A 4,398-nucleotide genomic window follows, 5' to 3' on the forward strand; every position below is an offset into this window, starting at 1 on the left:
GTCTATATGGGCAAGCGCCGGGTCGACCTGATGCATCTTGGTCGCGCTCACACCGCGGGTGACATCGTAGCCTATGTCCCCGACCAGAACGTCATGTTCACGGGTGACATCATCGAATATCACTCTGCTTGCTACTGCGGCGATGGTCACTTCAGCGACTGGCCGGCAACGATCGAGGCGATCCGTGCATTTGACGTCGACGCGATCGCGCCGGGGCGCGGCGACGCGCTGACCAGCAAGGACCTGGTGAAAAAGGCTCTCGACAACACTGTCGACTTCGTGCGCTCGACCTATCGACCGATCGCCCGCGTTGCCCAGGGCGGCGGCACGCTGAAGGAAGCGTGGGACGCCTGCCGAGCCGAGTGCGACCCGAAATTTGCCGCCTACGCGATCTACGAACACTGCCTGCCATTCAACGTCGCACGCGCCTACGACGAAGCGCTCGGCATCGACACTCCACGGATCTGGACCGCCGAACGCGACCGCCAGATGTGGGACGCCCTGCAGCGATAAATGCTGTCGAAAGGTTCGATTGGGAGGCACACATCACCAAGATCTTCGAAACACCGCTCTATCCCTACCGGCGATCGTCTGACCAGGACGCCGAGAGACCCGTGCGCCGCCCTGTCGCCATCGTCGGGGCGGGGCCTGTGGGCCTTGCTTTGGCGATCGACCTGGCCAGTCAGGGCATTGCCGTCGTTGTACTCGACGACAATGACAAGGTGAGCTTCGGTTCGCGCGCCATCTGCTTTGCCAAGCGCTCGCTGGAAATCCTGGATCGGCTCGGCTGTGCGGCTTCGATGGTGGAGAAGGGTGTGCAGTGGAGCGTAGGCAAGGTGTATTTCGACGAACGACAGGTCTTCGAATTCAACCTGTTGCCCGAGGGCGGTCACAAACAGCCGGCTTTCATCAATCTCCAGCAATACTACCTCGAGCAGTATCTCGTTGACCGTGCCTGCACGCTGGAGGCGGAAGGGCGACCGATCGAGCTGCGCGGCAAGAATCGCGTGACAGGCGTCAATGATACCGGAAACGGTGTCCGTGTCTCCGTCGATACGCCGGATGGCCCGTATGATCTGATCGCCGACTGGTTGATCGCCTGCGATGGCGCAGGTTCCCCCGTGCGCAAGGCACTCGGCCTCGATTTCATCGGCAGGATCTTCGAGGACAACTTCCTGATCGCCGACATCGTTATGGAAGACAGTCCTGCTTTTCCGGTTGAGCGCCGCTTCTGGTTTGATCCGCCCTTCAACCGCGGCCAGTCCGCGCTTTTGCACAAGCAGCCTGACAATGTCTGGCGGGTCGACCTGCAGCTTGGCTGGAACATCGACAAGCAAGCGGAATCGACGCCGGCAAAGGTGGTCCCGCGGTTAAAGGCGTTTCTCGGCGAGCACGCGCAGTTCGAACTCGACTGGGTCTCGATCTACACGTTCCAATGCCGGCGCATGGAAAAATTCCGCCATGGTCCGGTGATCTTTGCCGGCGACAGCGCGCATCAGGTCTCGCCCTTCGGCGCCCGCGGCGCCAATTCGGGCCTGCAAGACACTGACAATCTTGCCTGGAAGCTCAAGCTGGTGATCGACGGCAAAGCGCCTGCGAGCCTGCTGGACAGCTATGACGCCGAGCGGGTGCAGGCAGCTGATGAAAATATCCTCAATTCGTCGCGCTCGACAGACTTCATCACGCCGAAGTCCGAGACCAGCCGCCTCTTCCGCGACGCCGTGCTCGATCTTTCAGAGCACCTTCCAGCCACGCGCCCCATGGTCAACTCAGGCCGCCTTTCGGTTCCATCGACCTATGACGGCTCTCCGCTGAACGGGCCCGATTGTGACGGTTTGCCGATGCAAACCCGGCCAGGTTCGCCGGCTGTGGATGCGCCTGTGGGCGGAGGCTGGCTACTCGACCGCCTTGGTGGCGGCTTCCAGCTTCTTACCATCAATGCCGGAGCGCCTGAGATGCTGGACATCGACGGCATTCCGATCGAACGCGTCGTCGTGGCCGCGACCGGCGACGACACCGAGGCTTTTCGCGCACGTTGGCTCGGGACCGCCACGAGCGCCGTTTACCTGCTTCGTCCAGATCAGCACGTCGCTGCCCGCTGGCACGCATTCGACGAGACAGCGGTTCGGAGTGCGTTGCTGAAAGCCATCGGGAGATTGCGATGACGGCACTGACAAGCATGCCCAACATAGCTCGACCCGACGATTTCTATGCGGAACTGCTTGACGCTCATGAGGGGTTGAGCAAGGCTGAAAGCGATGCTTTGAACGCCCGTCTTATTCTGCTGCTCGCCAACCATATCGGTAACCGAATGGTACTGAGTGAAGCGCTCAAAACTGCGTTACACTGCGGCAAACCGACGTGAGCGACATCGTTCTCTACGACTACTGGCGCTCGTCTGCGAGCTACCGTGTGCGCATCGCGCTTAACAGCATCGGCCTCGCTTATCGAGCAGTCCCCGTAAACCTCCTGGACAAGACCCATAAATCGCGGGACCATCTGGCACGCAATCCGCAAGGTCTCGTACCCGTGCTCGACATCGACGGCGTGATGCTGACCCAGTCGCTGTCGATCATCGAATATCTCTGCGAAACCCGCGAGGCCACGTTGCTGCCGAAAGATGCGCCCGGCCGCCAGCGCGTTAGGGCTCTCTCCCACGCGATCGCCATGGATATTCATCCTGTGTGTAACATGGGTGTCAGCGCCCATGTCGTGGAACTCACTGGAGGCGGCGACGCAGTCCGCGCTGCTTGGATGCGTAAGTTCATCGGGGAGGGGCTTCGCGCGTTTGAAACCCTGCTCACGCATCCGTCAACTGGCAGATTCTGTCATGGAGACAGCCCGACTATGGCAGATTTCTGCCTTGTGCCGCAGGTCTACAATGCTGAGCGATGGGGTGTCGATCTCAAGGACATGCCCCGCATTCGGGCCATCGATTCCACTTGTGCGGAACTGCCAGCCTTTCGCGCGGCCCATCCGGAAGCGGTAAAGACATGATTGCGAAAGTTCGCCCCGTGCACCTAGGGCGACCACTTGAACGCCAGCTCACGACATAAAAAGCAGCCCGATAGCCTTCCCATGAAGGCCGGTGCCGCGTCGGTCGCGGGCGCGCTGTCACAGGGCCAGAACTGAGCCTCACCAAAAACTTCTCCGGACCGGTGCGTCCGATTTGGCCTGCTTCGCCGGTTTCGGCGTCGGCAATCCTGCGCTTTGCAATTCTTCGCGTAAACACCGAACTGACATCGCATTGCTGGTCTGACTTCGCTTGCGCCGAGTCCTATCGGACGTCACCGCCGGCCGCGGGCTGACGAGCCTGATAACCGAGGCCGTGCAGAGGCGCTCTGGGTCAACGGCTTTGCACGACGGTCCAGCCTGCAATCGGCTCCTTCACTGCTGGACGGGCATTGACACTCGCGTTTGCGCCGGAAATAGTAATGAAACGGCGTTGCGATATAATCAACGATCTACGATCGTATCGAACAAGCGTCGCGTATGGACCGATAGGCGGCAAGACAAACGCGGAGGGCTGATGCCTGAAGGCGATCACTTTTCCATCTTGTTCGAGCTTATCCAGATCGGCTTGGAAGCCGCTTTTTGAGGGGAGAAAGTCAGTGTCCAAGCAAATTCCCGCACGCGCCGATGTCGTAATTGTCGGGGGTGGAATCGTCGGAACCTCGATTGCCTACCATCTGCCGAAGTTCGGAAAACGTGACGTCGTCTTGCTGGAGCGCAAGAAACTGACATCCGGAACGACGTGGCACGCGGCCGGCATTGTCGGTCGACTGAGGCCATCGCGATCAATGGCTGATTTAGCGAAATATTCGATAGATCTTCTGCGCCGCCTCGAAGAAGAAACCGGGCAGTCCACAGGATTCAAGCAGAATGGCGGCTTTATGATCGCCCTCGACGAAAATCGGCTGGAACTCCTGAGGCGCTCCTCTTCCTATGCCCAATATATTGGCGTTCTGGCTCCAATGGTGACGCCAGAAGAACTTCAAGAGGCGTGGCCGCTTCTGAACATTGATGGCATCCTAGGGGCGCTTCATATTCCCGAAAATGGTCAGGTCAATCCTGTGGACTATACCATGGCCCTGGCCAAGGGCGCTCGCCAAGGTGGCGTCAGCATCTTCGAGGATACAAATGTCACTGGACTCCTCAAACGCGGCGATAGGATCGTCGGCGTCGAGACTGATGACGGGCAGATCGAGGCGAACACGGTTGTTCTGGCCTGCGGCATGTGGACTAGGGAACTGGCGCGCAAGGTCGGCGTGGCTGTGCCGCTTCACGCGGCCGAACACTTCTATATGGTTACGGAACCGATCGCCCAGCTCGACTCAAAAACGCCCATTCTGGTGATTTCGGAAGAACGATCTTACTACAAGGAGGACGCAGGCAAGC

General features: G+C 59.6%; 5 protein-coding genes and 1 pseudogene. 5 read left to right on the forward strand and 1 reads right to left on the reverse strand.

Annotated elements, in window-relative coordinates; all coding sequences use genetic code 11:
* From ACXJ7R_RS25690 to maiA, 4 genes and pseudogenes are all read left to right on the forward strand, one after another.
* Positions 1-513 (forward strand): annotated as a pseudogene (locus ACXJ7R_RS25690) (MBL fold metallo-hydrolase); the annotation flags it as partial.
* Between the two features lie 32 nt (positions 514-545).
* Positions 546-2,165 (forward strand): FAD-dependent oxidoreductase, encoded by a 1,620-nt coding sequence (locus ACXJ7R_RS25695; RefSeq protein ID WP_457154282.1) that lies wholly within the window; start codon positions 546-548, stop codon positions 2,163-2,165.
* Positions 2,162-2,365, forward strand: a complete 204-nt coding sequence (locus ACXJ7R_RS25700; RefSeq protein WP_457154278.1) for a DUF2783 domain-containing protein — start codon at positions 2,162-2,164, stop codon at positions 2,363-2,365. The genes ACXJ7R_RS25695 and ACXJ7R_RS25700 overlap by 4 nt, the downstream gene beginning before the upstream one ends.
* Positions 2,362-2,997 carry a maleylacetoacetate isomerase gene (maiA, locus tag ACXJ7R_RS25705; protein WP_457154279.1) on the forward strand — a complete coding sequence of 212 codons (636 nt, stop codon included), beginning with the start codon at positions 2,362-2,364 and terminating at the stop codon, positions 2,995-2,997. Before ACXJ7R_RS25700 ends, maiA begins: the two co-directional genes overlap by 4 nt.
* Before the next feature lie 349 nt (positions 2,998-3,346).
* Here maiA and ACXJ7R_RS25710 read toward each other — a convergent pair whose 3' ends face one another.
* Entirely contained in the window at positions 3,347-3,619 is a 273-nt protein-coding gene (locus ACXJ7R_RS25710) for a hypothetical protein (RefSeq protein WP_457154280.1), read from the reverse strand.
* On the opposite strand from ACXJ7R_RS25710, the gene ACXJ7R_RS25715 reads away from it, so the two are divergent.
* On the forward strand, positions 3,612-4,398 hold a 787-nt coding region (locus ACXJ7R_RS25715; RefSeq protein WP_457154281.1), incomplete at its 3' end, for an NAD(P)/FAD-dependent oxidoreductase. The genes ACXJ7R_RS25710 and ACXJ7R_RS25715 overlap by 8 nt on opposite strands.

It is taken from the genome of Mesorhizobium sp. P5_C1, assembly GCF_054049815.1.

What these genes read in the sequence shown, in the direction of transcription:
- ACXJ7R_RS25700 (WP_457154278.1), top strand. Translation starts at nt 2,162, where the DNA reads ATGACGGCACTGACAAGCATGCCCAACATAGCTCGACCCGACGATTTC.